We start from the raw sequence: 25,575 nt of genomic DNA, 5'->3' as shown, positions 1-25,575 counted from the left end.
GCAAGGATTTTCGATGAACGACACCGCGCCCCCCAAGCTGCTTCTCGTCGACGATGAAGCGGCGCTGCGCGAGCCCCTGGGCGAGTATCTCTCGCGGCAGGGGTTCGCCGTCGTGCAAAGCTCCAGCGCGGCCGAGGCCCGCTCGCGCCTGCGCGACGCCAGGTTCGATCTCGTCCTGCTCGACATCATGATGCCGGGCGAGGACGGCCTGTCGCTGTGCCGCCACCTCGTCGAGACGCAGGACCTGCCGGTGATCTTCCTCACTGCGCGTGGCGAGGCGACCGACCGTATCGTCGGGCTGGAAATCGGCGCCGACGACTACGTCGTAAAGCCCTTCGAGCCGCGCGAGCTGGTCGCCCGCATCCGCAGCGTGCTGCGCCGCGCCTCGCGCAATGCGCCCGCCACCGTCGAGAACGAGGCCTTCGAGTTCGAGGGCTGGCGGCTCGATCCGCTCAAGCGCCGCCTGATCGACCCCGAAGGCGCGATCGTCGCGATCTCCTCGGTCGAGTTCCGGCTGCTCATGGCCTTCCTCGAACATCCCCGCCAGGTGCTCAACCGCGACCGCCTGCTCGACATGGTGCAGGGCCGCGAGGCGCACCTGTTCGACCGCGCGGTCGACAACCAGGTCAGCCGCCTGCGCCGCAAGGTCGAGGTCGACAGCCGCAACCCGCAGATGATCCAGACGGTGTGGGGCGGGGGCTACATGCTCGCCACCGACGTGCGCCGCGTCCTGCTCGACGACTGATGCGGCTCCCCCAATTGCCCCTGGCCCAACTGCCCCTGGCCCAATCGACCCTGGCCCGATTGCCCCTGCCCCGGCCCAAGAGCCTGATGGGCCAGATGCTGCTCGCCGTCGCGGCGGCGCTGCTGCTGGTGCAGGGCATCGGCGCGATCCTCGTCTACCGCGCCCAGCGCGAGAGCTACGAGGTCGGCATGGTCAACGCCGCGGCGTTTCGCCTGATCGCAGAGACGCGCGGCCCCGGCGCGCTGGGCCGCATCGCCCGGCCGGGTCGCGGACCTTTCGCCGGACCGCCCCTGCGCGGCTTCCCGCTCGCCTTCAGCGCCGCATCGCCCGTCGGCCCGCGCGAGGTCCGCGACGCCAGGGCCGAGGAGCGGCTCGAACACATCCTCGCCGACCAGGAGTTCCCCGCCTCGGAAATCGTCGTCGTGCACCGGACGGTGCGGACCGACCCGGTTGCCCGACGCAACGTGCTGAGGCGCGCGGCCGAGCACAATTCCGACCGCCTGGCAGTGGCCGAGAAGCTGAACGACCATCTCCTCGTCGTCGGCATCAGGCAGCCTGCGAAGGACGGCTGGACGATCGCGCGGGTGCGCTCGCCGCGCGCGGTCAACCTGCTGCTGCAACCGCTGCTGGTGCAGACCCTCATCATCTACCTCGTGCTGGTGGGCGCGGTGGCGCTGATCCTGCGCCGGATCACCCGGCCGCTGGCCGCCCTGACCCGCCGGGTCGAGCAGTTCGCGGTGGCACCCGGCTCGGTCGGCCAGCTTGCGCCCAGCGGGCCCGAGGACATGCAGCGCCTGATCGTGGCGCACAACGCGATGGAAGCGCGCATCGTCGCCATGCTCGACGAGAAGGACGTGATGCTCGGCGCCATCGGCCACGATCTCAAGACCCCGCTCTCGGCCCTGCGGGTGCGCATCGAATCGGTCGAGAACGACGTCGAGCGCGGCCGCATGGCGAGCACCATCGAGGACATCGTGCGCACGCTCGACGACATCCTCTCCCTGGCCCGCGTGGGCCGCCCGAGCGACCCGCGCGAGCGCACCGAGCTGTCCGCCCTGGTCGCCTCGGTGGTCGAGGAATACGAGGACATGGGCGATCCGGTCGAGCTGGGCGACACCCAGCGCCTGGTCCTCGAACTGCGCTCGACCTGGCTGCGCCGCGCGATGCGCAACCTGATCGACAATGCCCTGCGCTACGGCACGCGGGCGCGGGTGACGCTCGCGCGCGAAGGCGGCCGCGCGGTGATCCGCGTCGAGGACGACGGCCCCGGCATTCCCGACGACATGATCGAGGGCATGATGAACGCCTTCGTGCGCGGCGATCCCTCGCGCAACTCGACCACCGGCGGCGCGGGCCTGGGTCTCGCCCTCGCCCGCGCGATCGCCGACCAGCATGGCGGCGCGCTGGTGCTGGCGAACCGGCTGTCGGCCGCGGGAACGGTCGAGGGACTGACCGCCCGCCTCGAAATCCCCCTCGGCTGAATACGGCGTCGCGGGCGCCTTAGCGCAGCGCCACGAATTCCGCGTCGATCTGCGTGCCCATCATGTCGTCGAGCAGGCCGCAGTTGCGCACCCGTTCGACCGCGCGGTCCAGTTCCAGCGCGCCGGCGGTCCCGGCCAGCCTGCCACCGAAGTCGCGCCCGATCCGCGTCGCCCAGGCCACCGAGCAGAACCGGCCCAGCGCTTGCGGCAGGCGCATGGCGAAGGAACCGTCGGCCAGCAGCGCATCGGCGTGCGCCAGCGCCCAGCCATAGCCGTATTCGCGGGTGCTGCTGCGCGACATCACGCCGTCGAGGACATCGCGCTTCTCGTTTTCGCGCAGGCGCGGGTCCTGCAGCGCGAGCAGCCAGGCGGCGACCTCCGGATTGCCGAAGCGCGCCGCCGCACCCAGCGCCGCCGGACGGAACACCGGGTCCTGCGAGGCCAGCGCCTGGTCGACCAGCTTGCGGACGGCGGCGCCGTCGCGCTCGAACAGGAAGATGTCGAGCGCATGGTCCAGCCAGGCGGGATCGAGCGCCGCCCGGTCGCCGGCGACGTAGGCGGTCGCCGCCGCGCCCAGCTTGCGGCGAATGTCCTTGCCGCCGCCGGTGCCGACCAGCGCGTTGACGATCTGCACCCGCCGCTGCATCCGCGCCGCGGGCTCCCGGGCATAGACGCCCGCGCGCGGATCGAAGCCGTAGGCCCGCAGCAACGGCAGGTAGAGCTTCTCGCGAAACAGCCGGAAGCCGCGTCGCCCCGATGCACCGACGATGTTCTCGCGCACCAGCCGCGCGAGCGCCTTGTCGGGCGCATCGGCGGCGTGCGGGTCCGGATGGCGGATAAGCTTGTGGGCCAGCCGCGCCATCTCGCCGATCGTGCCGCGCCCGCCGCGGATCGAAGCCCAGAGCGAATCGACCAGCGCCAGCGCCTCGCCGCCCGGCAGCCCGTCGGCGCCGGCGATGAGGTCCTGCCAGTGCCGGGCGGTCAGTTCGAAGCGGTAGTACCCGGTGCCACCCGCGTTCGGGAACACCGGCCCATCGCCCTCGATCACGAAAGCCTGGGTATGCTGGTCCATGATGAAGCACTTGCGCACGGCGCCGCGCCGCAGGCACAGCGGGATGGTCCAGTGCGCCTCGGGCGGGGCGACGCCGGCGGTGGTATACCGGAGCTGCGTCACCGCCACCCGGTCGCCGCTCTGCCGCATGGCGAGCAGCGGCACGCCCTGCTGCTCGACGAAGCTGCGCATCGCCGGGACCAGCTTCGCATCGCCCGCCACTTGCGCCAGCGCGGCGAAGAAATCGTCGCTCGTGGCACTGCCGAAGCGATGGGCGGCAATGTGGCGGCGCACGCCTTCGCGGAACCTGTCCTCGCCCAGCCACGCGGCGATCATGCCGACGACGTGACCGCCCTTTCCGTAAGTGATCGCATCGAAGGCCGAATCGACCTGGCTGCTGCGCGTGATCGGCTGGCGGACCGGCCGTCCGGCAAGCAGCGCGTCGGTCTCCATCGCCTCGTACCCGGCGCCGAGCGCGTCGCCGGCGATGCCCAGGTCCGGCCGCCAGGCGTCGCCGATGCGGTAGCCGATCCAGTTGGCGAAGCTCTCGTTGAGCCAGAGATCGTCCCACCAGGCGGGGGTCACCAGGTCGCCGAACCACTGGTGCCCGATCTCGTGCGCGACGACCGTGCCGAAGCTGCGCTGCTGCACCACCGGCGCCTGTGCGTCCATCACCAGCAGGTCGTCGCGATAGAGCGCGGCTCCGGCGTTCTCCATGCCGCCGGGGAGCACCGGCGCGGTCACCTGGTCGAGCTTGGGGAAGGGGAACGGTTCGCCGAAGTAGTCCTCCAGAAGTTCGGTGATCCGCTGCGACCCCTCCAGCGCGAACCGGAGCTGCGCGGCGTTCGGCTGCGTCGAGGCGATCCGGACCGGCAGCGGCGCGGTGCGTGCGCCGCGCGGCGGCATGTCCCCGGCCTGCATGGCGAAAGGCCCGACCATCATCGCGACGAGGTAGGTCGGCAGCGGCGCGGTCGGCGCGAAGCGGTGCACGGCCAGGCCGTCCGTCCTGGCCGGGACGCCCTGCTCGGGCCCGTTGCCGATCGCCACGAGGCCCGGCGGCGTGCGCAGGGTCACCGCGAAAGGCGTCTTGAAACCGGGCTCGTCGAAGCAGGGAAAGGCCGCCCGCGCGTCGATCGACTGGAACTGGGTCCAGCCATACCAGGCGCCCTCGACTTCGAGCCGGAACATGCCCGTGGGGCCTTCGGCAAAGGGGGCGTCGTAGTCGAACGCCAGGGTGACGGGGCCGGCGGGCAGGTCCTGCGCGAAGGAAAGCCGCGCGACGCCGCTGGCATCGACCTCATGCCAGCGCCCGGCGACGATGCGCCCGCCCGCCGTGGCCACCACGCGCGAGACGGTGAGCCCGCGCCCGTGCAGGTAGATCGCGGAGGACCGGCCGGCGAGCGTGACGTCGATTTCGACATGGCCGGAAAAGCGCGGTTTCGCCGGGTCGACGGTGAGGTCGAGCCGGTACGCGGTGGGAACGGCCGCATCGCCCAGCCGGCCGAGGGGAATCTCCTGCGCGTAACCGGGCGAGCAGAGCGATGCGGCAAGGAACAGCAGCCCGGCGATCCGTCGGCCCGGACCCGATCCGGGCCATCGGGCCATCCTCGAGGCGATGGCTGTCGGCCAGGCGTCCCGGCGCGAGGTCGCGCCCGAAGACCGTACACGGCCCCGGACCATGTCCGGGACGACGCATGCCTGCCGGTTCAGCGCATCAGCCCGCCGATGAGATTGCGCGCGAAGCGGCCGAGGCCGGGGAAGCCGATCGCCCGGCCCAGCGCGTCGCCCACGGTCCCCGCCGCCGCGCTGGCCGCCGAGGCCTTGGGGCTGGCGCGGCTCTTCTTGCCCTGCATCGTCTGCGCCAGGATCGAGCCGGCACTGGCGGCCGCGGCCCCGGCGGCGGCCTTGGCGACCTTGCCGCCGATGCCGTCCCACAGGCCGGGGCTCTTGCGCGCCTGCCTGGCGACTTCCTCGGTGCCCTTTTCCGCGACTTCCTGCGCCGTGGCGGCGGCGTCAGCGGCCTTGGCGGCGAGCACTTCCTCCGCGCTCTCGCGGTCGACGCGGGTGTCGTACTTGCCTTCGACCGGGCTGATCGACTGGACGATGGCCCGCTCCTTGGGCGTCACCGGCCCCAGCCGCGAGCGCGGCGGGGCGATCATGGTGCGCTGCACGATCCCCGGCGAACCGTCGTCGGCGAGCGTCGAGACCAGCGCCTCGCCCACCTTCAGCTCGGTGATCGCGGTTTCCACGTCGAGTTCGGGGTTGATGCGGAAGGTATCCGCCGCCGCCTTGATCGCCTTCTTGTCGCGCGGGGTGAAGGCACGCAGCGCGTGCTGGACGCGGTTGCCGAGCTGGCCTGCGATCTGTTCGGGGATGTCGATCGGGTTCTGGCTAATGAAATAGACGCCCACGCCCTTGGAACGGACCAGCCGCACCACCTGCTCGACCTTGTCCTGCAGCGCCTTGGGCGCATCGTCGAACAGCAGGTGCGCCTCGTCGAAGAAGAACACCAGCATGGGCTTTTCGGGGTCGCCGACTTCGGGCAGCACTTCGAACAGCTCGGACAGCAGCCACAGCAGGAACGTGGCGTAGAGCTTGGGGCTGCGCATCAGCTTGTCGGCGGCGAGCACGTTGATGTAGCCGCGGCCCTGCTCGTCGCAGCGGATGAAGTCGGCGATCTCCAGCGCCGGCTCGCCGAAGAACTGCGCCGCGCCCTGGCTGTCGAGCGAGAGGAGCTGGCGCTGGATGGTGCCGACGCTGGCCTTGGTGACGTTGCCGTACTTGGCCGAAAGCTCGGACGCATGTTCGGCGGTGTAGGCCAGCATCGCCTGCAGGTCCTCGAGGTCGAGCAGCAGCAGGCCCTGCTCGTCGGCGAAGCGGAAGACGATGTTGAGCACGCCTTCCTGGGTGTCGTTGAGGTCCATCAGCCGCGCCAGCAGCAGCGGGCCCATCTCGGAGATGGTGGTGCGCACCGGATGGCCCTGCTCGCCGTAGATGTCCCAGAACACCGCCGGATTGTCGGAGTAGGCATAGTCCGAAATGCCCAGTTCCCTGGCCCGCGCCTCGAGGATCGCGGCGTTCTTGAACTGCGGGCTGCCGGCCATCGAAATGCCCGAAAGGTCGCCCTTCACGTCGGCGAGGAACACCGGCACCCCGGCGGCCGAGAACTGTTCGGCGATGGTCTGGAGCGTCACGGTCTTGCCGGTGCCGGTCGCCCCGGCGATCAGCCCGTGGCGGTTGGCGCGGCCGAGGCGCAGGACCTGCCGTTCGCCGTCGCCGCCGAGTCCCAGGAATATCTCGCTCATCGGGCGTCTCCAAGCCTGTTGCAGCCATCGGTGTAGCGCGATCGCCCTTGATGGCAACACACCCCTTCCGTCCCGAGGCGGCGCAGCGACATGCCGGCCCGCGCGGCGTTTGCGGCCATGCGGCTTTGCCACTCGGCCGCTCTCCCGCTAAGGCCGCGCCAGAGATGCCAGAACCCTTCGTTCTCCTAGATGACGCCCGCATCCAGGGCGCCGCCGATGCCCGGCTCTACCGCGCGCCCCGCGAAACCGTCGTGGCGATGCGGGCGGACGAAGTCGCGGGCGCGCTGGAACGCATCGAGGCGCTGTCGGCCGCCGGCCTCCACCTGGCGGGCTACATCGCCTACGAAGCCGGCCTCGCGCTGGAGCCGCGCCTCGCCGGCCTGCTCCCACCGCGCACCGGCGCATCGGGCCCGCTGCTCTGGTTCGGAGCGTTCGAGGGCTACGAGACGCTTCCCGCCGCCCGGGTGGCGGACTGGCTGGCCGAGGCCGCCGGTCAAGGTCCAGGGCTCGGTTTCGAACAGGGCGCGCCCGCCATCGGCCCGCTCGAACCGCAAGTCGATTTCGGCGAATACCGCCGCGCCTTCGATACGCTCCACGCCGCGATCGAGGCTGGGGACATCTACCAGGCGAACCTGACCTTCCCGCTTGCCGGGCCCTGGCGCGGCGATCCGCTGGCCCTCTACGCGGCGCTGCGCCCGCGCGCCGGGGCCGGGCATGGCGGCGTGGTGCACGACGGCACGCACTGGCACCTCAGCTTCTCGCCCGAGCTGTTCTTCGCCAGCCGCGGAACCGCGATCCGCGTCAAGCCGATGAAGGGCACCCGCCCCCGCGGCCGCGATGCCCGGGAAGACGCCGCCTTGCGCGCCGATCTCGCGGCCAGCCCCAAGGACCTCGCGGAAAACCTGATGATCCTCGACCTCATGCGCAACGACCTGGCGCGCGTGGCGCGGGCGGGCAGCGTGCGGGTGGACGCTCCCTTCACGGTCGAGACCTACCCCACGGTCCACCAGATGGTCTCCACGGTCGAGGCGCAGATGCTCCCCGGCAAGGGCGCGATCGACGTGCTGCGGGCGCTGTTTCCCTGCGGCTCGATCACCGGCGCGCCCAAGATCCGGGCGATGGAACTCATCGCCGCCGTGGAGAACTGGCCCCGCGGGCCCTATTGCGGGTCGATCGGGCATGTCGAACCCTCTGGCGATGCGGCGTTCAATGTGGCAATCCGCACCCTGCGCCTCACGCCGGACCGGAGTGGCGGCGCAAGCGGCGGGCGCGCGGTCATGGGAGTGGGATCGGCGATCGTCGCGGATTCGCAAGCACTTCCCGAGTGGCGGGAGTGCCTGGTCAAAGGGGGTTTCGTGCGAGAGTCGGAGATTCGAACTGCCGGAGGGGCACCCTCGCCCGCCGGCTTCGATCTGATCGAGACGATGTGCTTCACGCCGGAAGACGGCATCGCACTCCTCGAACTCCACTTGCAGCGGATCGGTGCGAGCGCGGCGACGCTGGGCTTCGGGTTCGATCGCCATGCGGTGCGCAACGCCATCCAGGCCCTTTGCTTCGACGCGGAGAAACCCGCGAAACTGCGGCTGGTAGTGGGGCGCAGCGGTGCCTACGCGCTCGAACTGGGCGAACTGCCGCCGGTTCTCTCCGATCCCGCCACCGTCGCCGTGCTGCGCCTGCCGGTCGACAGCGGCGACTGGCGGCTGGCGCACAAGACCAGCGACCGCGGCTTCTACGACAAGGGCCTCGCCCTCGCCCGCCAGGCCGGCGCCGACGAGGCGATCCTGCTGCGCGACGACGGGCTCGTCACCGAGGGCTGCTACACCAACCTCTTCGTCGAACGGGACGGCGCGCTGCTGACCCCGCCGGCGCACCTCGGCCTGCTGCCCGGCGTGCTGCGCCGCTCGCTGCTGGACGCCGGGCGCGCGGTGGAAGCCGACCTGACGCTGGACGACCTCGCCGGCGGCTTCCTGATCGGCAACGCCCTGCGCGGCCTGATGCCGGCCCGCCTGCTGACACAATGACCTCGTCCCGGGTCGAGCCCGGGACGACGGGCTTTCCATTCCGCGCGATCCTGCGCTAGACAGCCGCGCGATGCATATCTCCACCGCCCTATCCCGCATCGCTCCGTCGCAGACGACGGCGATGACCGACCGTGCCACGCAGCTGCGCGAGGCCGGTCGCGACGTGATCTCGCTGTCCGTGGGCGAGCCCGACTTCGCCACGCCGCCGCACGTGCTCGACGCCGCCAAGGCCGCTCTCGACGCGGGCGAGACGAAGTACACCCCGGTCGGCGGCACTTCGCGGCTCAAGCAGGCCGCCGCGCTGCACTTCGCGCGCGACCTCGGGATCGAGGTGCCGACGTCGCAGGTCACCGTCAGCGCCGGCGGCAAGCAGGCGATCTTCCACGCCATGCTCGCGACCATCAGCGAGGGCGACGAAGTCATCGTCCCCGCGCCCTGGTGGGTCAGCTACCCCGAGATCGTGCGCTTCGCCGGGGGCAAGGTGGTGCCGCTGCACACCCACGCGCAGCACAACTTCCGGTTCACCCCCGCCGACCTCGAGGCGCAGATCGGCCCGCGCACGCTCTGGCTGCTGCTCAACAGCCCCGGCAACCCGACCGGCGCCTGCCTTCCCGCCGAAACCCTGCTCGGCATCGGCGAAGTGCTGCGCCATCATCCGCGCGTGATGGTCCTCTCCGACGACATCTACGCGCCGATCAACTACACCGGAGCGCGCCATGCCACCCTGGCCAACCTGTGCCCGGACCTCGCCGACCGCATCCTGACGATCTCGGGCGTCTCCAAGAGCCATGCCATGACCGGCTTCCGCATCGGCGTCGCCGCCGGGCCGGAATGGCTCATCCAGGCGATGGAGCGGCTGCAGTCGCACTCCTCGGGCAATCCCGCCTCGATCAGCCAGGCCGCCGCCGTCGCCGCCTTCACGGGCCCGCAGGACTTCCTGGCCGACTGGTGCGAGCGCTTCCGCACCCGGCGCGACCTCGTCGTCGCGGCGATCAACGCGATCCCCGGCCTGTCGACGCCGATTCCCGACGGGGCCTTCTATTGCATGGTCGATGCCACGCCGCTGATGGGACGCTTCGGCGACGACGCCGCGCTGGCGCTGCACTTGCTGGACCATGGTGTCGCGATCGTCCCCGCCTCGGCCTTCGGCGGGCGCGACGGGTTCCGGATCAGCTTCGCGGCGGACGAGGCGAAGCTGGTCGAGGCCTGCAGGCGGATTGCGACGGCGGTAGCCTGAACGTGCCCGCGTCCCGGACTTGGTCCGGGGCGCATGGCAGGTCTTTAGGCACAGACTCACGGCGAGGCATCGCCTAAAGGATTGCCAGCGGTCCCGGCTCAAGTCCGGGACGACGAACTTGGATACGGACATCATGGAACTGGAAATCCTCTTCGAGGACGGCGAAGCGCTGGTCATCGACAAGCCCGGCGGCCTCCCGCTGGATCGCCCGCGCGCCGGCGGGCCGAGCCTCGAGGACCGGCTCGACGAACTCAAGCTCGGCTTCCAGCGCGAGCCCTTCCCCGTGCACCGGCTGGACCGCGACACCTCCGGCTGCCTGTTGCTGGCGCGCAACCCCAAGGCGCTCAAGCGCTTCTCCGCGGCCTTCGAGGAGCGGGTGGTGGACAAGCGCTACCTCGGCATCCTGGCGGGCGAGATCGAAGGCGAAGGCGGCACCATCGAACTCGCGCTCTCCAAGGTCAGCACCGTCAAGGACGGCTGGCGCATGATCCCGGCGCGCAAGGGCAAGCCGGCCGTCACGCACTGGCGCAAGCTGGAGGTCCGGGATGGCCTCACCCTGGTCGAATTCCGTCCCGAGACGGGCCGTACCCACCAGATCCGCGTCCACGCCGCCTCGGGCCTCGGCGTCGCGCTGCTGGGCGACCCGGTCTACGGCAAGCAAGGCGGTCCGGGGGGCAACGTCCGCCGCACGATGCTCCACGCCGCCGGCCTCACCGTGCCACGCGGCGAAAAGGCGGCGATCGTCGCCAACAGCCCCATGCCCGCGGACTTCAGGGCGCTGGGCTTCGACACCCCGGACGCACCGGGCCCAGACTCACCGGGCCCCGAAGCAGAAGCGACAGATGAATGACATCGTCGATCGCGCGCAGGCGCTGGCCACCGAAAGCTTCATAGCCTCGACCGGCCCCGGCGGGCAGAACGTCAACAAGGTGGCGACGGCGTGCCAGCTCCGGCTGGACTGCTACGCCCTGCGACTGACGCCGCCGGTCTTCGCGCGGCTCAGGGAACTGGCCGGCAGCCGCATGACCCTGCGTGGCGAACTGGTGCTCACCGCCCGCCGTTTCCGCACCCAGGAAGCCAACCGCGCCGACGCCCGCGAGCGCATGGCCGAACTTCTGCTCGAAGCGCAGAAGCTGCCGGAAAAGCGCGCCAAGAGCCGGCTCAACCGGATCGGCAAGGAACAGCGGATCAAGGGCAAGAAACTGCGCGGCACGGTCAAGGCCGGCCGCGGCAAGGTGAGTTTCGACTAAAGGCCGCGCGTGGAGTGGACGTCTATAGGTTCCAGCGAAAGGACGTCACACCGACCCACGAGACGAGGACGAAGCGAGCGTCAGTTTGTCCGGAGCGCGATCACGGGGCCTGTCGCGCCACTTTCGGCGGGGCCGGTTGCAGCGCCTCGGCCGGCGGCCTTCGCTCGTCCAGCATCGCGGCCGCCTCGTCCAGCGCGCGCGCCTCGCCCATGGTGACGCCGCCCGGGCCGGGCGCGGTGTCCGGCTTCGAGCAGGCGCCCAGTGACAGGACCAGGGCAAATCCAAGGGCGGAGCCAATCGTTCTCATGTCCCACCGATAGCCCGCCACGCCGCCGGACGAAAGCGTCAGCCTTCGATCACCCGCGTATGCGGATGGTGCTTGTCGAGATGCTTGCGGATGATCTTGAGATTGCGGCTGTTCGAGCGGAACACGAAGTCGAACAGGTCGCCGGCGACCGGGATCGCGCCGACCATCGTGTCGAAGCCGACATTGGCGGTCATGCGCGCCAGTTGCCATTTCGACATGCCCAGGTTGCGCGCCTCCCACACCAGGTAGAGGCCCAGGGCAGCACCGACGATGTCGCCCGCCACCGGCACGAGGCCGACGATCGCGTCGAGGCCGATCTTTCGGTTGATGCCCGGCACCGTGAGCGCCCGTTCGAGCACGCGTTCCAGCGCCTCCACGCGGCGGCGGATCGCGACGGGATCGTTGCCCAGCGGCAGGTCCAGTTCCATGCGCCGGGCGGTGTGGGGTCCTGTGACCAATGCCTTGCCTCTCGTCGACCGCGGCCAAGCAAAGCGGCCGCAAGACTCTACTTGGGGAGCCAGGAGAGCGGCATCAAGGGATGCCAGCCCCACGCGTTCGTCGCGAAGCCGTCGACGCTGCCGCGCACCAGCGACCAGCGGATCGGCGTGCCGAAGGGAATGAACACGTTGGTGGCGGTGAGTTCTGCTTCCGCCTCGGTCAGCAGCGCGGCCCGCTCGGCCGGGCTCGGCGCGATGGCGGCCTCGGCGACGCGCGCATCGGCCTCGGGCGAACACAGGCCGCGCCGGGCCCGGCACGAGAGGCGGTTGAGGAACCAGGCCGCGCGCGGATAGCGGGCGACGTCGTCGACCAGCGCAAGGTCCGCGCCGTCCGCGTTCGCGGCTTTCTCCAGCCGCACGCCGATGGTCGCGAAATCGGCCAGGAGACGGTCGAACAGCAACCGCGAGCCGCCGCCCTCGGGCAGCCAGACATGCAAGGCGACGGGCGTGCCGGGCGCCCCGCCCCCCTGCCCCGCAAGCCAGCCGCGCACCCGAGCCGCCGCCACCGCGCGCCGGTCCTCGAGCGACTGCTCGCCCCAGCGCTCGCCGATGGTGCCGAGGTCGCCATCGAGGCTGGGCGTCACGATCCGGGTCGTCGGCGACCAGCCGCCGACGCCGAACGGGGCGATCAGCGCGGGGCGGTCGATGGCCATGGCCAGGGCCTCGCGGTTGGCGGGGTCGGCCAGGAAGCCCTTGTCGCGCATCACCTGCAGGCCGAACAGGCCGATCACCGGGTCGAGCTGGATGGTGCCGCGCAGGATGCCGACCGAGCGGGTCAGCATGAAGTCCTGGATCTGTCCGCCGAGCACGAGGTCGACCTGGCCTTCGTTGAACGCCTCGATCGCGGCGGGCCCGGGCAGGGCGTGGAGCTGTACCTTGCGAGTGCGCTGCGCCCAGTTCTCGATGATGGGCAACCCGAGGCGCGAGGGTTCGATGCGGGTGAGCGCGGCGACCTTGCCGCTGCGCGTCACCGTCATCGGCCCGGCCCCCCGGCCGTCATGGTCGAGACCCAGTTCGGGCTGGGCGAGCAGTTGCAGCAGATAGGGCATCGGCCGGTTCAGCCGGATCTCGATCACCCGGCCGGCCATGGCCCGCACTTCGTCGATGCCGCCGAGGTCGAGCGCGAGCGGCGTGTCGGCAAGGTCCTTGAGCGTGGCCCGGATCGCCTTGCGCGCCGAATCGGCAGTCAGCGGGTCGCCGTCCGGCCAGTTCCCCTCGCGCAGGCGGAAGATGTAGCTCTGGCCGTCGTCGGTGACGATCCAGCGGTCGGCGAGCGCGGGGATCACCCGTCCGGCTTCGTCGAAGGCGACCAGACCTTCGGCCGTCGCGGCGCGCACCAGTTGCCCGGCGGGCGCGAGGCGGGTGCCTTCCTCGAACGGATCGCCGGCATTGCCCACCACCGCCACGTCGATCGCCGAATTGTCGTAGGAACTGCACGAAGCAAGCGTCAGGCCGGCCAGCAGGACCACGAGCCGGAACGCCGCGACCGGGCTCCGCTTTGCCGAAACGGCCTCTGGGCGCTTGGAGAGCATCAGGACCGCGTAGTCCATTTCGTCCGCCCCGCAAATGGAGGCCGGGAAAATTCCCCGACGCGGCCTGCTTCGGGCCGGGGGCCGCCTTGGGCCGGAGCCGGGGTCAGATCTTGCGCAGGACGGCGGCGGCGGAACCGCGCGCCTGGTGGCGCATGTAGTCGGGCGCCGGGTCCTCGCCCTTGCCGACCGGGGCGCGGGCGAGGCGCGGGTCGATGTCCTCGGCGAAGGCGACGCCGAAGCGGCTGTCCTGGACCCAGGCGACCGAGCCGGCGATCCAGCCGATGTTGCGGATGTTCACCTGAACGACGGTGCCGCGCACCACGCGCACCATGCCTTCGCCCATCATGCCGCCGGCCGACAGGTTGCGGACCTTGATGCGGAATTCGCCATCCAGCCCGTCCACGCGCAAGTCCGCCATGAGGAACAGGCTGTCGCGCGCGATATGCCGATTTTCACCTTCGTTCATGCGCTCCGTCCGGCGTTCGAACCTGCACGTTCCTTGCGGCCACGTCGCTGTGACGGGCCCACGCAAAATACCGCGCCTGAGCCTCGATTCCTAGCGGACAATGGCAAACAAAGGCTTAATGGCCCGGCCCCGGGAACCGCAAGGGCGCCCCGGCCGGGCCAGACGCGCGATCAGTCGTCGCGCGAGACCTTTTCGCGGCGCTCGTGGGCTTCCTGCGCCTCGACCGTCATCGTCGCGATGGGGCGTGCCTCGAGGCGGCCGAGCCCGATCGGCTCGCCGGTGACCTCGCAGTAACCATACTCGCCTTCCTCGATCCGGCGCAGGGCGGAATCGATCTTGGCGATCAGCTTGCGCTGGCGATCGCGGGTGCGCAGTTCGATACCCCAGTCGGTTTCGCTCGAGGCGCGGTCGTTGAGGTCTGCATCGCGGATCGGGCCATCCTGCAGCTGCTGCAGGGTGCCTGCCGATGCGTCGAGGATCGAACGCTTCCAAGCCATCAGCAGCTTGCGGAAGTAATCCTGTTGTCCGTCGCTCATGTAGGTTTCGTCGGCGGCGGGGGTGTAAGCGCCGCCTATCGCGCGCTTTGCCTTTGCCAGGACATCGATTTCGTCAATTAGGGCCGTTGCCATCCAGAGAAACTCCGCAGGTGTCTCCTCGGACCGCCAACGCCCTGCAGTCCCGGGTTTTTCCCGGTAACCCAACAACGATCCGTGGTTGGGGCCGCCTATAGTTGCCTGCAAATCCAGGCACAAGCGGATATGACCCATCGTCCACAAAATTCTTAATGAAGTGCCGGAGTGGTACAGGGTCGACGCCCCCAAAGGAGACTCGCGCAGCGGGCGTTAACTATATCTTCGGGCGAATCATCGAAATTTGGCTCATCGATTGCAGGGCATTGCATCGAACGAACGAATCATGGGGCTACCGATGGAAGCTGTCTGGATTAAGCAAAACACCGCGGCGCCGCTCGCCGTCGTCGACTTCGCCGCCGGGGACCTGCTGGTCGCCCAGGCCCTGGCCGCCGCGGCCCAGGGCGACAGCGAGGGCTACTTCGACCTCGGCGTCGCCTTCTCGACCGGCAGCCACGGCGTGGCCTGCGACCTGATCGAGGCGCACAAGTGGTTCAACCTCGCCGCGGTCGCCGGCCACGAGGAAGCGGCCGCCTGCCGCGCCGAGGTTTCCGACGACATGACCGCCCGCGAAATCGCCGAAGCCCAACGCCGCGCGCGCCAGTGGCTGGCCGCATCGTCGCGCAAGGCGGCCTGAAGACGCACGATCACGAAGTCTTGGGTTCGGGACCATTCGGGTTTCGAGCGAGGATCAGTCCTTCCGGAACGGCGTCCTGCCGCCCAGTGCGAGCTGGTCCTGCGCGATCCCCGCGCGTTCCTGCTCGAGATAGTCGGCGATCGCGGCGCGCAGGCCTTCGTGGACGATGTAGTGCGCCGATACCGTGCGCACCGGCTCGTAGCCCCGCGCCAGCTTGTGGCCGCCCTGTGCGCCCGCCTCCACGCGCGACAGGCCCAGCGCGATGGCGGCGTCGATCGCCTGGTAGTAGCACAGCTCGAAGTGCAGGAACGGCTTGTCCACCCGCGCCCCCCAGTAGCGGCCGTAGAGCGCCTGCTCGCCGATGAAGTTGAGCGCGCCGGCGATCGGCTCGCCGCCCTCGAACGCCAGCACCATCAGGATCTTGTCCGCCATCGTCTCGCCCAGCAGGCTGAACGCCGCACGGGTGAGGTAGGGCCGGCCCCACTTGCGCGCGCCGGTGTCCTGGTAGAAATCCCAGAAGGCGTCCCAGTGCGCCTCTTCGATCGCATCGCCGGTGAGCACGCGGATCTCCACGCCCTCCTGGGCCTTCGCGCGTTCCTTGCGCAAGTCCTTGCGCTTGCGCGACGACAGCGCGCCGAGGAAGTCCTCGAAGCTGGCGTAGCCGCGGTTCTCCCAGTGGAACTGGATGTCCTCGCGCATCAGCCAGCCGGCGGCCTCGAACAGCGGCACCTGGCCCGGCTCGATGAACGTCGCGTGGGCCGAGGACAGCCCGTTCTCGCGGCACAGCGTTTCCGCCGCGCGCAGCAGCGGCAGGGCGAGTTCCGGGTGCGGGGTCAGCAGGCGCGGGCCGGTCGCCGGGGTGAAGGGCACCGCGATCTGCAGCTTGGGATAGTACGATCCGCCGGCCCGGTGCCAGGCGTCGGCCCAGGCATGGTCGAAGACGTATTCGCCCTGGGAATGGTCCTTGAGATAGGCCGGCAAGGCCGCGGCCAGGGTGCCGTCGGGTCCGTCGATCACGATCGGCACCGGCGTCCAGCCGCTGCGGCCACCGACGCTGCGCGAACGCTCCATCGCGGTCAGGAAGGCGTGGGAGACGAAGGGGTTGGCCCCGTCCGTCAGCGCGTCCCACTCGCCCGCCGGCAGTTGGCCGACCGCGCCCAGGAGCCTTGCCGTGAAGCTCCCCCCGGTGTCGCGGTGGTCGCTCACGCCTGCGCCTCGCTCCTTGCGAGGGAGTCCTGGGTGCCGCCGGTCTCGAAGATCGCGGCGTCGGCATAAGCCTCGGCGCGGTCGTCGTGCTCGGCATCGCGCACCGTCCACGTCGCGATCGGCAGGCCGCGGCGCCGCTGGCCGGCGGCGAAGCGGCTCGGCAGGTCGCGCACGTCGTAGGCGAGGAAATCGGGCCGCGCATGCCACAGCGCCAGGCGGCGGCGCAGCTTGCCCGGCAGCGCCCGGTCCTCCCCTTCCGAGACGACGAGCCCGCGCACGGTATGGGGCGAATGGCGGGCATACCAGTGCGCCACCCGCGGGTCGAAGCTCATCACCGCATGATCGCCGACATAGCCCTCGAGCACCCGGCGCACCGCCAGGCACAGCGCGGCGATGCGGGCGTGGCGGTCCGACTTGACCTCGATCAGCACCGGCACTTGACCGGCGACCTGGGCGAGGACCTGGCGCAGGGTGGGGATGGTGTCGCTCGTTCCCGCCAGCGCGATCGAGCCGAGCTGCGCGGCGCTGCGGCGCGCCACGGGGCCGACCTCGGCGGTCAGCCGGTCGAGCGTGTCGTCGTGGAAGACCACCGGCTGCCCGTCGCCGGAGCGCTGCACGTCCAGCTCGATGCCGTGTCCTTGCGCGATGGCCTTCGCGAAGGCCGCGCGCGAGTTCTCGGGGATCGCTGCGCCATGCAGTCCGCGATGGGCAAAGTCCTGCGCGCCGATCCACGCGACCTTGCGCGGATCGGGTGCAGGCGATGCCCAGCGATCAAGCAGGGCGAACGGCAACGATGGCGTCCACTTCGACAGCGGCGCCCAGCGGCAGGACCGGCACGCCGACGGCGCTGCGGGCATGCTTGCCGGCCTCGCCGAACACCGCGACCATCAGTTCCGAAGCGCCGTTGGCGACCTTGGGCTGGTCGGTGAAGGTGCCGGCCGAATTGATGAACACGCCCAGCTTGACGATCCGCTCCACCCGGTCGAGCGAGCCGAGCGCCGCCTTGAGCTGCGCCAGGATCATCACCGCGCAGGCCTGCGCCGCCTCGGTCCCGGCTTCGAGCGAGACGTCCTCGCCCAGGCGGCCCGTCACGAGCTGGCCCTCGACGAAGGGCAGTTGCCCGGAGACGTGGGCGATCCCGCCCGCGACGACGACCGGCACGTAGGCCGCGACGGGCGCGGCGGCTGCGGGCAGGGTCAGGCCGAGTTCGGCCAGGCGGGCGTCGATGTCACTCATGGGGTTGCAGGTCCTTTTCTTCGCAGGTCAGGCTGTCGATCAGCCAGGGCAGAGCGCTGCCCCAGTCGTCGATGCGCGCATGCGCATGGCCGAGCTGGAGAGCGCACTTGATGTTGGGAGCGATCTGGGGCTCGCCGCAAAGGTGCAGGCGGCGCACCGTGGGCGCGACTTCGAAGACCGAGCCGTGGTGCTGCGACAGGTCGTCGATGAAGACCGCGCGGGAAGGCCTGTATTCGTCGAGGATCGCCTGGAGCGCCGGGCCCTTGGGACCCTGGTTGGTGAACACCCGCAGCGGCATGCCGTGGCCGGCGAGCTGCGCCTCGCGCGCCTCGCGGCGGAAGTCGAGCAGGTTGGTGAGCACGACCACCTCGGCATGTTCGCGGATCGCGGCGATGGCGTCGACCGCGCCCTCGATCGGGGTCTGGCGGTGCATCTGGCCGTCGAAGAATTTGTTGAGCAGCGCCCACATCTCCGCCTGTTCGAGCGGCGCATCGCTGCCCACGCGGCGCATCGACTTGTAGAACTCGCCGCCGGCGAGGTCGAACGAGACGCCTTCCTCCTCGGCCAGCCAGTCGCGGAAGTGCTTTATCATGTGCAGCAGCACTTCGTCGCAGTCGGTGATGAGCAGGGGCCTGCCGGTGTGCACGCTCATGCGCCCAGCCTTTCGCGCGCGGCCACCAGCGCCTGCGGGGCGATGCCCAGCGCATCGGCGGCGCCCAGCAGGTCGGGCTCGTGCTGGCACAGGAACTCGAGCACCGCCGCCAGCGTCGCCGGCTCGCCCAGCGAGGCGCGCAGGTCCTCGGGCGTCAGGCCGGTCAGCGACAGAAACCGTTCGGCACGGTCCTGCTCGCCCAGCACCCAGCCGAGCGCGTTGAGCGCCAGCGACTGCGGGTCGGATGGGGATGGCTGGTCTCGAAGAATTGTCAGTCTCGCTCTCGTGCAATAGACGGGATATCGAACCTTGGCAGGGTCTGTTCCCTCCAGATGGTCATCAGGGCGTCGAATGGCAAAGCGAATCCTCGTTGTCGAGGACAACGATCTCAACCGGAAGCTCTTTTGCGACGTGCTCCGTAGCCAGGGCTACGCCGTCGAGCCGGTCGGCGACGGCCTCGACGCCCTGGAACGCGCCCGCCAGTTCGTGCCCAACCTCGTCATCATGGACATCCAGCTTCCCAACGTCTCGGGGCTGGACCTGATCGAGGCGGCGAAGAAGGACCCGGTCCTGCGCGCGATCCCGATCCTGGCGGTGACCGCCTACGCCGGCAAGGGCGACGAGGAACGCATCCGCGAGGCCGGGGCCGAAGGATATCTCGCCAAGCCGGTGTCGATCGGGCCGTTCATGCAGGCCGTACGGGCACTGCTGTGATCCGCCCCCCTCCCCCGGGGGGAAGGATTCCGCTACACCCCGCTTGACATGATACACCCGCGCCGCTTTTGCGCCGCAATTCGCGGCCAGAGAGCCGCCGACCCTTTCGGAGAATACCCATGGACCGCGAAGAGACCTCGGCCCGCATCGCCGCGCTGATCGAGCCCTTCAACAAGAAGGGCGTCGCCATCGCCGATGCCACCCGCTTCACCGACGACCTGGAATTCGACAGCCTGACGGTGATGGACTTCGTCGCCGCCATCGAGGACGAGTTCGACATCATCATTTCGATGAACGCCCAGGCCGAGATCGAGAACTACGGCCAGCTCGTCGACGCCGTGGTCAAGCTCAAGGGTTGAGGGCCCGTTTGGGAAATGCGCCAAAGCGCATTTCCAGCGCGGCACCGGCCCGCTCCCTTACCCGGCCACCCATCAGGGTACACTCGGCAGGTGGTCGGGTGAAGGAGCGGGCCGGTGCCGCAAAATCCGCCTGCGGCGGATTTTCAGACACTCAGGAATACTACCGATGACCGAATCCACCACCACCGACCTGTTCAGCAAGTTCGACCCGCTGATCCAGATGCGCACCGACCTGCTCTCCACCGGCGTGACCGATCCGTTCAGCATGGTGATGGAGAAGGTGATCTCTCCCACCGTCGCCCTGTGCAACGGGCGCGAGACGATCCTGCTGGGCACCTACAACTACATGGGCATGACCTTCGACCCCGACGTGATCGCGGCGGGCAAGCAGGCGCTCGACGATTTCGGGGCCGGCACCACCGGCAGCCGCGTGCTCAACGGCACCTACGCCGGGCACAAGGCGGTGGAAGAGGCGCTTTGCGAGTTCTACGCCATGGACCACGCCATGGTGTTCTCGACCGGCTACCAGGCGAACCTGGGCATCATTTCCACCATCGCCGGCAAAGGCGACTACATCGTCCTCGACATCGACAGCCACGCCTCGATCTGGGACGGCTGCAAGATGGGCGACGCCGAAGTCGTGCCGTTCAAGCACAACGACATCGACGCGATGGAAAAGCGCCTCAAGCGCATTCCCGAAGGCGCGGGCAAGCTGGTGATCCTCGAAGGCGTCTATTCGATGATGGGCGACATCGCCCCGCTCAAGGAGATGATCGCCGTCGCCAGGAAGTACGGCGCGATGGTGCTGGTCGACGAGGCGCACTCGATGGGCTTCATCGGCCCCAACGGGCGCGGCGTGGCGGAGGACCAGGGCTGCCTCGACGACGTGGACTTCGTGATCGGCACGTTCTCCAAGTCGGTCGGCACCGTCGGCGGCTTCTGCGTCTCGAACCACCCAAAGTTCGAGATCATGCGGCTGGTCTGCCGGCCCTACGTGTTCACCGCCAGCCTGCCGCCCAGCGTGGTCGCCACCGCCGCGACCTCGATCCGCAAGCTCATGCACGCCGGCGACAAGCGCGCGCACTTGTGGGAAAACTCGCGCACGCTGCACAAGGGCCTCAAGGACGCCGGCTTCCAGCTCGGCACCGACAGCCCCCAGAGCGCGATCATCTCGGTCATCATGCCCGACCTCGAGCGCGGCGCCGGGATGTGGGAAGCACTGCTGCACGAGGGCCTCTACGTGAACCTCGCCAGGCCGCCGGCAACCCCTGCGAACATGACCCTGCTGCGCTGCTCGCTCTGCGCCGAGCATTCGGCGGAACAGGTCCAGCAGATCATCGGCATGTTCACCCGCGCCGGCAAGGCCGTGGGAATCCTGGGCTGAGGGAAGCCCGATCCTCCCTGTCGCGAAGCGATGGGGAGGGGGACCGTCCGCAAGGCGGGTGGTGGAGGGGCAGGAGACCCCTCCTTCAGCCCTTGTGGGTTTCGACCAGCTTGAGGAACGCCTCCAGCCAGCCGTCGAGGAACGCGGCCGAAGCCTCGCCCACGGTGCCGTCGGGGTTCAGCAACCCCTCCTTCCACTGCAGGAACGCCTCGGGCGCACCCAAGGTCGGCATGTCGAGGTAGGCCAGCACGTTGCGCAAGTGCTGCTGCGCCAGCGCGGTGCCGATCGCGCCCACCGAAACCCCGATCACCCCCGCGGGCTTGCCCGCCCAGGCGCTCTGCCCATAGGGCCGCGAGGCGTGGTCGATCGCGTTCTTGAGCACGCCCGGGATCGAACGGTTGTACTCCGCCGTCACGAACAGCACCCCGTCCGATCCCGCGACGAGCGCCTTCAGCGCCTTGACGCTCGCGGCCTGGTCGCCATCGTCGTCCTGGTCGTAGAGCGGCAGGGTACCGATCTCGGCGAACGTGAAGGTGTGGCCGTCCGCCGCCGGAAGCCGGGTCAGCGCTCCGGCGAGCTGGCGATTGAAGGAATCGGCACGAAGGCTGCCGACGACGACGGCGATCTTGAGCGGCATGGCGGGCTCCTTTGGGAAACGGGCATCGATCGCCACCGGGCATCGGCGCGCGCGATGTCAGGGGAAAGACTCCTCTCCCCCGCCGGTTCCCTCAGTGGATCGAGATGATCCCGTCCACCGCGCGCCATTCCTGGGGGCCGATCAGGTGCCGGTGGGCGATGCGCACCGAATGCAGCGGTCCCTCGATCTCGCGCGTCCAGTAATCGAGGAAGTCGCGCAGTACCGGAAAGCGCGGGGCGACGTCGTACTGCTGGAACGCGAAAAGCTGTAGCAGCCGGGGATGGTCGGGCAGGAAGTAATGCACCTCGATCGTGGTCAGGCCGTAGCCTTCGAGCTGCCTGATGAAGTCCGGGGATGCATGGAATCCCTGGATCAGCGATGCTTCCTGTCGACCAGCCATAAGCCTCCTTCCGACGCCGCGGCCGGATAGGCGGATGGGGCAACCTGCCCCATGTTGCGGCGCAGCACGACGAGGATGCCACATCGCCGGTGGCAGTCAAGTGGCTGCGACGCCGGGAAGAATCCCCATGCTCCGGTTCAGGACAGCCGGGGATCGACGACCGTGCGCACCGCGGTTCCCGGCCCCCACATCGCGGCGATCGCCGCCGCCACGCCGCCCAGACCGATGCGGCGCGCGTTTCAGGCCGCGATCTCTTCGCGCAGCGCCGGCATCGTCGCCGCCAGCAGCTCGAGGCTCCTCCAGCCCTCCTGCGGCGACAGGCCGCCGAGCAGGGGCTGGAAGCCGATGTTGCCGCCGTCCGTCTCGCGCACCTTGTCGATGAGCATCTGCGGGGTCCAGGCGGCGAACAGGCCGGCCTGGCGCAGCACGGCGGGGTCGGTCAGGCCCTTGAACGGCGAGTTGGAGCCCTCGCCTTCCGCCTCCGCCCACTTGGCATACTCGGTGATGACGTGGACCGCATGCGGGGCGATGGCCTCCCAGCCCCGGTCGGGGTCCTCGCACAAGTGGATCGCCATCGGCATGCCGGGACGCGGACGGAAATAAGTGCGCGGACGGTTCCCCAGCCGTTCGCATTCCGCGAGATAGAGGTCGACGAGGTCGCCCTTCATCGGTCCGAAGCCGACCCCGAACTTCGCGGCGCGCTTCGCGGAAGCGGGCACCCCGCCGCCGACGAGGATGATGTCCTCGGGCTCCTGCACCGGCAGCGGGCGCACGAAGATCGGGCGGCCGTCGTGCTCGAAGCGCTCGCCCTTGAGCGCGCGCAGGATGATTTCGAGCCCTTCGTCCATCAGCCGCGCGCGGTCCTTGAGCGCCTTGCGGAACATCGCGAACTCGTAGGGCACGTAGCCGGCCCCGAAGATCACCCCGAGCCGCCCGTTCGACATGTTGTCGACCACCGCGATCTGCTCGGCCAGTTCCAGCGGGTCGTGCAGCGGCAGGATCACCGCGCCGAGCAGGAAGCGGACGCGCTTCGTCACCGCCGCCATGCCGCCGGCGAGCGCGAAGGGCTGCGGCAGGTAGCCGTCGTCCGAGCCGTGATGCTGCATCAGGCCGATCTGGTCGGCCCCGATGTCGTCGACGAAAGCGGCCATCTCGATGGCGGCGCGGTACAGTTCGGGCGTCGGCGTCGCCCATGCGGGAGAGCGCATGTCGAACGAGACGGAGACCTTGAAGTCCTTCATGCCCGGCCTTCCCGTGTCGCATGGGCGAATATCGCGTAGGACGGGTCGTCCCTGTCGTGCCGCGCCTGGTCATACTGCTTCATCGGCGTGATCTGCTCGGTGATCGCCTGCCTGTCGGCGCGTTGCTCGAAGGTATCGGCCATCGGATCATCCTTTCGCGCTGTAGGCGGCCGAGATCGACGCGATCCTGCGGATGCGCTCGCGGCGCTGCGCGGCGGAGGAAGCGGACATCCCCGCCTCGTCGTCGGCCTCGCCCCAGTTGCACACCGGGCCGAAGGGCAGCCGCTCGAGGCCCAGCCGGGCGACGTCGCCGGCATCGGCGAGGCCGTCCGGGATCGCCATGCCGCGTGCTTCCATCAGCCCGCGATGGGCGGGGGTGTCGGTGCGGCCCAGGACCAGGCTGAGGACGTCGACCCCGTGCGGCTCCAGTTCCGCCCAGAGCGCCTCGCCCAGCACGAGGCCGAACGCCTTGGTCGCCGCGTAGACGCCGATGCCCGGCAGGCCGCCGTAGCAGGCGCCCGATCCGACCAGCATCAGCCCGCCGCGCCTGCGGTCCCGCATCGGCGCCGCGAAGGCGTGGACGGCGCGCATCACCGTCATCACGTTGCGCATGGCGAGGGCGTCCCAGTCGGCCAGGTCGTTGTCGAGGAACAGCGCGCCGTTGGGATCGGAGCCGGCGTTGAGGATCAGCAGGCCGACTTCGCGCCCGCCCGCGGCCGCCAGCAATCGCTGCGCAGCATCGTCCCGCGCGAGGTCGATCGAGGCGGTCACGCATTCGACGTCGTTCGCCGCCCGCAACTCCTGCGCCAGCGCATCCAGCGGCCCTTCGCGGCGCGCGACGAGGATGAGGTTCAGGCCCTTGCCGGCGAGATGGCGCGCGAACGCGGCGCCGGTGCCTTCCGACGCCCCGGCGATCAGTGCCCAGGGGCCGTAGCGGCTCTTGAATTGCAGGTCGTCCATGCTGCCCACTCTCCCCATGCCGCCACGCTTTTGCGCTGGCATCGCTTCATCAAATTCACTAAATCCAGAATATGCCGAATATCAAGCTGTCACAGCAGGACGAAGCCTTCCTTGACGCCATGGCGATGTTGATGGCCCCCTGGGGCTGGGCCCGGCCGGTGGGGCGCATCTACGCCTACCTCCTCCTGCGCGAGGAACCGGCCAGCCTGGACGAGATCGCCGCCGACCTCGGCATGAGCAAGAGCAACGCCAGCGTCGCCGCCCGCACGCTGGAGCACTGCGGCAATGCCCGGCGCCAGGGCGAACCGGGAAGCCGGCGCATCTACTATTCGGTGCCGACGGATTTCAGCGGCCCCTTCGTCGCCAAGGCCGAGTTGCTGGAGCGCCAGGTGCGCATGTTCTCCGCGCAGCAGGACCGCGACGTTCCCGCGGCGGTAGCCGCCCGGTTCGCGCACCTGTCCGGCTTCTACACCGCCATGCGCGAGGCGATCGAGAGCGCGATTGACGCCCGGCCACCCACAAGATGATACCGATGGGTGGCCGGGTGGGGGAGCGGGCCGGTGCCGCAGAATGGGCAGCGCCCATTCTCAAACGGTCTCTGAAGGCGCCTACCCGGCGATCGCGGCCGCCAGTTCGGGCACGTCGGCAAGGGCGCGCAGGGCATCGTTGAGGTGGGTGCAGCCCTCCGGCCCGCGCAGCTGCGCCAGGACCTCCTCGCGGATCTCGCCAAGGTTTCGACCGACGAGGCGCTGCGTGTTGAGGACCGCGCCGGGGCACTCGGAGAAGGGCAGGATGCGCGCTTCCGGCTCGATCGAGAGCACTTCGAGCGTGGCCGCGTCCGCCGTCGCGCGCAGCAGGTATTCATGGATGGCGACGCGGCCGCCCGCGAGCCTGGCGGCACTGTCCTGGAAGGCGGAATCGATGCGGATCACCCCGCTGGCGGCGTCGCGCGTCACGTCGATGCGGCGGGCACGGCGGAAGCCGGCGCCTTCGTGGTCCGACAGCGCGTGCCAGCCCTGCAGGTCGAGCGGATTGCGCACGTCGCCCGCGTCGGCGCTGGCGATCTCGTCGCTGGGCACGCCGCCGGGCCGCACGCCGCTGTTGCCTTCCTGCAAGCCCCAGCACACGTTGACGCGCGGGCCCATGAGCCTCTCGGGCTGCTCCTCGCCGAGCCGTTCGCGCAGGCGCTCGGCCCAGTCGGGATACCACTGCGACCACGCGAAGGCGCTGACCAGCGCGGTGCCGGAAAGGTCGTCGAGCACGAGGTAGAGCGGGTGCGCCAGGTCCGGCATGACCTCGCGCAGCAATGCCCGCAAGTGGCCGCCCGCGCGGGCGCCGACCAGCCGCCCGATCCCGGCCGGAGCCGGATCGGCGGCGATCGCGGTGATGGTCTTGTCCTCGCTCATGCGCACCTCGAAGCGCGCTGCGGCCAGGGTCAGGCCCTCCTCCCCCGCCGCCGGCGTCCACAAGTCGCGCGCGGCGCCGACGAAGAGGCGCTCGCCCTCGATGCCGTCGGGCCAGGAAACGTCGATGCTGGTCGTGCGCCGCACCGAGCCGGCCACGCGCACGGGCGCGGGATTGGCGGTCGTGCGGGGCGGGGGAGGCAGGGTCATGGTATCCATGCGATT

29 protein-coding genes are annotated in these 25,575 nt (G+C 69.9%); 11 read left to right on the top strand and 18 right to left on the bottom strand.

What is annotated here, in order from left to right; all coding sequences use genetic code 11:
- The first annotated feature begins 13 nt into the window (after positions 1 to 13).
- Both ACFFDA_RS23970 and ACFFDA_RS23965 read left to right on the top strand, forming a co-directional pair.
- The gene (locus ACFFDA_RS23970; RefSeq protein ID WP_404479770.1) at positions 14 to 745 is read left to right on the top strand and encodes a response regulator; all 732 of its coding nucleotides are present in this window, start codon (positions 14 to 16) and stop codon (positions 743 to 745) included.
- A gap of 95 nt (positions 746 to 840) precedes the next feature.
- Positions 841 to 2,226, top strand: coding sequence for a sensor histidine kinase (locus ACFFDA_RS23965; protein WP_404482862.1), 1,386 nt, complete (start codon positions 841 to 843; stop codon positions 2,224 to 2,226).
- 19 nt (positions 2,227 to 2,245) lie between these two features.
- Here ACFFDA_RS23965 and ACFFDA_RS23960 read toward each other — a convergent pair whose 3' ends face one another.
- Positions 2,246 to 4,882: a M1 family metallopeptidase gene (locus ACFFDA_RS23960; protein ID WP_404479769.1), complete on the bottom strand. Its 2,637-nt coding sequence runs from the start codon at positions 4,880 to 4,882 to the stop codon at positions 2,246 to 2,248.
- A gap of 101 nt (positions 4,883 to 4,983) precedes the next feature.
- Positions 4,984 to 6,582, bottom strand: coding sequence for a helicase HerA-like domain-containing protein (locus ACFFDA_RS23955; protein ID WP_404479768.1), 1,599 nt, complete (start codon positions 6,580 to 6,582; stop codon positions 4,984 to 4,986).
- Between the two features lie 164 nt (positions 6,583 to 6,746).
- Here ACFFDA_RS23955 and pabB point away from each other — a divergent pair, with 164 nt between their 5' ends.
- The 4 genes from pabB (at position 6,747) to arfB (ending at position 11,090) form a co-directional block, all read left to right on the top strand.
- Complete coding sequence (pabB, locus tag ACFFDA_RS23950) at positions 6,747 to 8,603, top strand: aminodeoxychorismate synthase component I (protein ID WP_404479767.1); 1,857 nt, start codon at positions 6,747 to 6,749, stop codon at positions 8,601 to 8,603.
- 70 nt (positions 8,604 to 8,673) lie between these two features.
- Entirely contained in the window at positions 8,674 to 9,840 is a 1,167-nt protein-coding gene (locus ACFFDA_RS23945; RefSeq protein WP_404479766.1) for a pyridoxal phosphate-dependent aminotransferase, read from the top strand.
- A 133-nt stretch (positions 9,841 to 9,973) separates the two neighbouring features.
- Positions 9,974 to 10,690, top strand: coding sequence for an RluA family pseudouridine synthase (locus ACFFDA_RS23940; protein WP_404479765.1), 717 nt, complete (start codon positions 9,974 to 9,976; stop codon positions 10,688 to 10,690).
- Positions 10,683 to 11,090, top strand: a complete 408-nt coding sequence (gene arfB / locus ACFFDA_RS23935; protein ID WP_404479764.1) for an alternative ribosome rescue aminoacyl-tRNA hydrolase ArfB — start codon at positions 10,683 to 10,685, stop codon at positions 11,088 to 11,090. Before ACFFDA_RS23940 ends, arfB begins: the two co-directional genes overlap by 8 nt.
- A gap of 100 nt (positions 11,091 to 11,190) precedes the next feature.
- On the opposite strand, the gene ACFFDA_RS23930 is transcribed toward arfB, so the two are convergent.
- From ACFFDA_RS23930 to dksA, 5 genes are all read right to left on the bottom strand, one after another.
- Positions 11,191 to 11,397 carry a hypothetical protein gene (locus ACFFDA_RS23930; RefSeq protein WP_404479763.1) on the bottom strand — a complete coding sequence of 69 codons (207 nt, stop codon included), beginning with the start codon at positions 11,395 to 11,397 and terminating at the stop codon, positions 11,191 to 11,193.
- Positions 11,398 to 11,435: 38 nt separating this feature from the next.
- Positions 11,436 to 11,825, bottom strand: coding sequence for a DUF4112 domain-containing protein (locus ACFFDA_RS23925; protein WP_404482861.1), 390 nt, complete (start codon positions 11,823 to 11,825; stop codon positions 11,436 to 11,438).
- A gap of 77 nt (positions 11,826 to 11,902) precedes the next feature.
- Complete coding sequence (locus ACFFDA_RS23920; protein WP_404482860.1) at positions 11,903 to 13,426, bottom strand: ABC transporter substrate-binding protein; 1,524 nt, start codon at positions 13,424 to 13,426, stop codon at positions 11,903 to 11,905.
- 103 nt (positions 13,427 to 13,529) lie between these two features.
- Positions 13,530 to 13,892, bottom strand: coding sequence for a PilZ domain-containing protein (locus ACFFDA_RS23915; protein ID WP_404479762.1), 363 nt, complete (start codon positions 13,890 to 13,892; stop codon positions 13,530 to 13,532).
- A 170-nt stretch (positions 13,893 to 14,062) separates the two neighbouring features.
- Entirely contained in the window at positions 14,063 to 14,521 is a 459-nt protein-coding gene (gene dksA / locus ACFFDA_RS23910) for an RNA polymerase-binding protein DksA (RefSeq protein ID WP_404479761.1), read from the bottom strand.
- A 298-nt stretch (positions 14,522 to 14,819) separates the two neighbouring features.
- Between dksA and ACFFDA_RS23905 the strand changes: the two genes are divergently transcribed.
- Positions 14,820 to 15,158 (top strand): hypothetical protein, encoded by a 339-nt coding sequence (locus ACFFDA_RS23905; RefSeq protein ID WP_404482859.1) that lies wholly within the window; start codon positions 14,820 to 14,822, stop codon positions 15,156 to 15,158.
- Between the two features lie 54 nt (positions 15,159 to 15,212).
- On the opposite strand, the gene ACFFDA_RS23900 is transcribed toward ACFFDA_RS23905, so the two are convergent.
- Genes ACFFDA_RS23900 through ACFFDA_RS23880 form a run of 5 tightly spaced genes read right to left on the bottom strand, consistent with a single transcriptional unit; the run spans position 15,213 to position 18,635 of the window.
- Positions 15,213 to 16,364 carry a GNAT family N-acetyltransferase gene (locus ACFFDA_RS23900; protein WP_404479760.1) on the bottom strand — a complete coding sequence of 384 codons (1,152 nt, stop codon included), beginning with the start codon at positions 16,362 to 16,364 and terminating at the stop codon, positions 15,213 to 15,215.
- Positions 16,361 to 17,155 carry a glycerophosphodiester phosphodiesterase family protein gene (locus ACFFDA_RS23895; protein ID WP_404479759.1) on the bottom strand — a complete coding sequence of 265 codons (795 nt, stop codon included), beginning with the start codon at positions 17,153 to 17,155 and terminating at the stop codon, positions 16,361 to 16,363. Before ACFFDA_RS23895 ends, ACFFDA_RS23900 begins: the two co-directional genes overlap by 4 nt.
- Positions 17,136 to 17,600: a RidA family protein gene (locus ACFFDA_RS23890; protein ID WP_404479758.1), complete on the bottom strand. Its 465-nt coding sequence runs from the start codon at positions 17,598 to 17,600 to the stop codon at positions 17,136 to 17,138. Before ACFFDA_RS23890 ends, ACFFDA_RS23895 begins: the two co-directional genes overlap by 20 nt.
- The gene (locus ACFFDA_RS23885; protein ID WP_404479757.1) at positions 17,593 to 18,252 is read right to left on the bottom strand and encodes an HAD family hydrolase; all 660 of its coding nucleotides are present in this window, start codon (positions 18,250 to 18,252) and stop codon (positions 17,593 to 17,595) included. The genes ACFFDA_RS23890 and ACFFDA_RS23885 overlap by 8 nt, the downstream gene beginning before the upstream one ends.
- The gene (locus ACFFDA_RS23880) at positions 18,249 to 18,635 is read right to left on the bottom strand and encodes a DUF3572 domain-containing protein (protein ID WP_404479756.1); all 387 of its coding nucleotides are present in this window, start codon (positions 18,633 to 18,635) and stop codon (positions 18,249 to 18,251) included. The genes ACFFDA_RS23885 and ACFFDA_RS23880 overlap by 4 nt, the downstream gene beginning before the upstream one ends.
- On the opposite strand from ACFFDA_RS23880, the gene ACFFDA_RS23875 reads away from it, so the two are divergent.
- From ACFFDA_RS23875 to spt, 3 genes are all read left to right on the top strand, one after another.
- A complete protein-coding gene (locus ACFFDA_RS23875; RefSeq protein ID WP_404479755.1) occupies positions 18,604 to 18,966 on the top strand; it encodes a response regulator in 363 nt (120 codons plus the stop codon). The genes ACFFDA_RS23880 and ACFFDA_RS23875 overlap by 32 nt on opposite strands.
- A 119-nt stretch (positions 18,967 to 19,085) precedes the next feature.
- Positions 19,086 to 19,325, top strand: coding sequence for an acyl carrier protein (locus ACFFDA_RS23870; protein WP_404479754.1), 240 nt, complete (start codon positions 19,086 to 19,088; stop codon positions 19,323 to 19,325).
- 166 nt (positions 19,326 to 19,491) lie between these two features.
- Complete coding sequence (spt, locus tag ACFFDA_RS23865) at positions 19,492 to 20,709, top strand: serine palmitoyltransferase (protein ID WP_404479753.1); 1,218 nt, start codon at positions 19,492 to 19,494, stop codon at positions 20,707 to 20,709.
- Between the two features lie 85 nt (positions 20,710 to 20,794).
- On the opposite strand, the gene ACFFDA_RS23860 is transcribed toward spt, so the two are convergent.
- The 5 genes from ACFFDA_RS23860 to ACFFDA_RS23840 all read right to left on the bottom strand — a co-directional run bounded on the left by ACFFDA_RS23860 (position 20,795) and on the right by ACFFDA_RS23840 (position 23,947).
- Positions 20,795 to 21,346, bottom strand: coding sequence for an NADPH-dependent FMN reductase (locus ACFFDA_RS23860; RefSeq protein ID WP_404479752.1), 552 nt, complete (start codon positions 21,344 to 21,346; stop codon positions 20,795 to 20,797).
- A 91-nt stretch (positions 21,347 to 21,437) separates the two neighbouring features.
- Positions 21,438 to 21,746 carry an usg protein gene (locus ACFFDA_RS23855; RefSeq protein WP_404479751.1) on the bottom strand — a complete coding sequence of 103 codons (309 nt, stop codon included), beginning with the start codon at positions 21,744 to 21,746 and terminating at the stop codon, positions 21,438 to 21,440.
- 239 nt (positions 21,747 to 21,985) lie between these two features.
- Positions 21,986 to 22,987, bottom strand: coding sequence for an LLM class flavin-dependent oxidoreductase (locus tag ACFFDA_RS23850; RefSeq protein ID WP_404479750.1), 1,002 nt, complete (start codon positions 22,985 to 22,987; stop codon positions 21,986 to 21,988).
- Positions 22,984 to 23,130 (bottom strand): hypothetical protein, encoded by a 147-nt coding sequence (locus ACFFDA_RS23845; RefSeq protein ID WP_404479749.1) that lies wholly within the window; start codon positions 23,128 to 23,130, stop codon positions 22,984 to 22,986. Before ACFFDA_RS23845 ends, ACFFDA_RS23850 begins: the two co-directional genes overlap by 4 nt.
- A gap of 4 nt (positions 23,131 to 23,134) precedes the next feature.
- On the bottom strand, positions 23,135 to 23,947 hold the full coding sequence (locus ACFFDA_RS23840; protein ID WP_404479748.1) for an SDR family NAD(P)-dependent oxidoreductase: 813 nt from the start codon (positions 23,945 to 23,947) through the stop codon (positions 23,135 to 23,137).
- Positions 23,948 to 24,018: 71 nt separating this feature from the next.
- On the opposite strand from ACFFDA_RS23840, the gene ACFFDA_RS23835 reads away from it, so the two are divergent.
- On the top strand, positions 24,019 to 24,474 hold the full coding sequence (locus tag ACFFDA_RS23835) for a GbsR/MarR family transcriptional regulator (protein ID WP_404479747.1): 456 nt from the start codon (positions 24,019 to 24,021) through the stop codon (positions 24,472 to 24,474).
- Positions 24,475 to 24,555: 81 nt separating this feature from the next.
- Here ACFFDA_RS23835 and ACFFDA_RS23830 read toward each other — a convergent pair whose 3' ends face one another.
- A complete protein-coding gene (locus ACFFDA_RS23830) occupies positions 24,556 to 25,560 on the bottom strand; it encodes a DUF2889 domain-containing protein (protein WP_404479746.1) in 1,005 nt (334 codons plus the stop codon).
- Positions 25,561 to 25,575: the final 15 nt, after the last annotated feature.

The sequence above is a fragment of the Novosphingobium sp. BL-52-GroH genome, assembly GCF_044813085.1.
Taxonomy (GTDB): Bacteria; Pseudomonadota; Alphaproteobacteria; order Sphingomonadales; family Sphingomonadaceae; genus Novosphingobium.
The sequence above is the reverse complement of the archived record's forward strand: the minus strand, read 5'-3'. Positions and strand labels throughout refer to the sequence as shown.

Coding starts and splice junctions, on each gene's coding strand:
- ACFFDA_RS23930 (WP_404479763.1), bottom strand. CDS start 11,397: ATGAGAACGATTGGCTCCGCCCTTGGATTTGCCCTGGTCCTGTCACTG.
- ACFFDA_RS23960 (WP_404479769.1), bottom strand. CDS start 4,882: ATGGCCCGATGGCCCGGATCGGGTCCGGGCCGACGGATCGCCGGGCTG.
- ACFFDA_RS23855 (WP_404479751.1), bottom strand. CDS start 21,746: ATGGCTGGTCGACAGGAAGCATCGCTGATCCAGGGATTCCATGCATCC.
- ACFFDA_RS23940 (WP_404479765.1), top strand. CDS start 9,974: ATGGAACTGGAAATCCTCTTCGAGGACGGCGAAGCGCTGGTCATCGAC.
- ACFFDA_RS23870 (WP_404479754.1), top strand. CDS start 19,086: ATGGACCGCGAAGAGACCTCGGCCCGCATCGCCGCGCTGATCGAGCCC.
- arfB (WP_404479764.1), top strand. CDS start 10,683: ATGAATGACATCGTCGATCGCGCGCAGGCGCTGGCCACCGAAAGCTTC.
- ACFFDA_RS23920 (WP_404482860.1), bottom strand. CDS start 13,426: ATGCTCTCCAAGCGCCCAGAGGCCGTTTCGGCAAAGCGGAGCCCGGTC.
- ACFFDA_RS23850 (WP_404479750.1), bottom strand. CDS start 22,987: ATGAAGGACTTCAAGGTCTCCGTCTCGTTCGACATGCGCTCTCCCGCA.
- ACFFDA_RS23860 (WP_404479752.1), bottom strand. CDS start 21,346: ATGCCGCTCAAGATCGCCGTCGTCGTCGGCAGCCTTCGTGCCGATTCC.
- ACFFDA_RS23915 (WP_404479762.1), bottom strand. CDS start 13,892: ATGAACGAAGGTGAAAATCGGCATATCGCGCGCGACAGCCTGTTCCTC.
- ACFFDA_RS23890 (WP_404479758.1), bottom strand. CDS start 17,600: ATGAGTGACATCGACGCCCGCCTGGCCGAACTCGGCCTGACCCTGCCC.
- ACFFDA_RS23925 (WP_404482861.1), bottom strand. CDS start 11,825: ATGGAACTGGACCTGCCGCTGGGCAACGATCCCGTCGCGATCCGCCGC.
- ACFFDA_RS23970 (WP_404479770.1), top strand. CDS start 14: ATGAACGACACCGCGCCCCCCAAGCTGCTTCTCGTCGACGATGAAGCG.
- ACFFDA_RS23840 (WP_404479748.1), bottom strand. CDS start 23,947: ATGGACGACCTGCAATTCAAGAGCCGCTACGGCCCCTGGGCACTGATC.
- spt (WP_404479753.1), top strand. CDS start 19,492: ATGACCGAATCCACCACCACCGACCTGTTCAGCAAGTTCGACCCGCTG.
- ACFFDA_RS23945 (WP_404479766.1), top strand. CDS start 8,674: ATGCATATCTCCACCGCCCTATCCCGCATCGCTCCGTCGCAGACGACG.
- ACFFDA_RS23835 (WP_404479747.1), top strand. CDS start 24,019: ATGCCGAATATCAAGCTGTCACAGCAGGACGAAGCCTTCCTTGACGCC.
- ACFFDA_RS23965 (WP_404482862.1), top strand. CDS start 841: ATGCTGCTCGCCGTCGCGGCGGCGCTGCTGCTGGTGCAGGGCATCGGC.
- ACFFDA_RS23845 (WP_404479749.1), bottom strand. CDS start 23,130: ATGGCCGATACCTTCGAGCAACGCGCCGACAGGCAGGCGATCACCGAG.
- ACFFDA_RS23905 (WP_404482859.1), top strand. CDS start 14,820: ATGGAAGCTGTCTGGATTAAGCAAAACACCGCGGCGCCGCTCGCCGTC.
- ACFFDA_RS23955 (WP_404479768.1), bottom strand. CDS start 6,582: ATGAGCGAGATATTCCTGGGACTCGGCGGCGACGGCGAACGGCAGGTC.
- dksA (WP_404479761.1), bottom strand. CDS start 14,521: ATGGCAACGGCCCTAATTGACGAAATCGATGTCCTGGCAAAGGCAAAG.
- ACFFDA_RS23875 (WP_404479755.1), top strand. CDS start 18,604: ATGGCAAAGCGAATCCTCGTTGTCGAGGACAACGATCTCAACCGGAAG.
- ACFFDA_RS23830 (WP_404479746.1), bottom strand. CDS start 25,560: ATGACCCTGCCTCCCCCGCCCCGCACGACCGCCAATCCCGCGCCCGTG.
- pabB (WP_404479767.1), top strand. CDS start 6,747: ATGCCAGAACCCTTCGTTCTCCTAGATGACGCCCGCATCCAGGGCGCC.
- ACFFDA_RS23885 (WP_404479757.1), bottom strand. CDS start 18,252: ATGAGCGTGCACACCGGCAGGCCCCTGCTCATCACCGACTGCGACGAA.